General features: G+C 55.5%; 1 rRNA gene. It reads left to right on the top strand.

The annotated features are described in order from the left end of the window. Positions 1-21 precede the first annotated feature (21 nt). Positions 22-778, top strand: a 23S ribosomal RNA gene (locus tag B1964_RS28510); the annotation flags it as partial.

Below are 778 nucleotides of genomic sequence, written 5' to 3'. Positions count from 1 at the left end.
CGTCTGTGGGTTTAGGTGTTGTTGTAAGTGTTTGAGGGCGTTCGGTGGATGCCTTGGCACCAGGGGCCGATGAAGGACGTGGTAGGCCGCGATAGTCCTCGGGGAGTTGTCAAACGAGCTGTGATCCGAGGGTGTCCGAATGGGGAAACCCAGCACGAGTGATGTCGTGTTACCACCAGCTGAATGTATAGGCTGTGTGGGGGGAACGTGGGGAAGTGAAACATCTCAGTACCCATAGGAAGAGAAAACAATTGTGATTCCGTGAGTAGTGGCGAGCGAAAGCGGAGGATGGCTAAACCATGCGCATGTGATACCGGGTAGGGGTTGTGTGTGTGGTGTTGTGGGGTCTGTCTTCCTCGATCTACCTGTCGGGGCGTGAGTGAGAAAGCTGCATGCTAGGTGAAGTGGCCTGGAATGGTCTGCCGTAGGCGGTGAGAGTCCGGTAGCTGAAAGCGTGTGGTCTTGCGTGATGGTGTCCCCAAGTAGCAGCGGGCTCGTGGAATCTGCTGTGAATCTGCCGGGACCACCCGGTAAGCCTGAATACTTCCTGGTGACCGATAGCGGACTAGTACCGTGAGGGAAAGGTGAAAAGTACCCCGGGAGGGGAGTGAAAGAGTACCTGAAACCGGACGCTTACAATCCGTCAAAGCCTGTGGATTCTTTGGTGAATCGTGGGTGATGGCGTGCCTTTTGAAGAATGAGCCTGCGAGTTAGTGCTCGGTGGCGAGGTTAACCCGTGTGGGGTAGCCGTAGCGAAAGCGAGTCTGAATAGGGCGTT

The sequence above is a fragment of the Gordonia sp. i37 genome (genome assembly GCF_002043085.1).
Lineage (GTDB): Bacteria > Actinomycetota > Actinomycetes > Mycobacteriales > Mycobacteriaceae > Gordonia > Gordonia polyisoprenivorans.
Note: the sequence above shows the minus strand (reverse complement) of the source record. Positions and strands in the feature narration are given on the sequence as shown.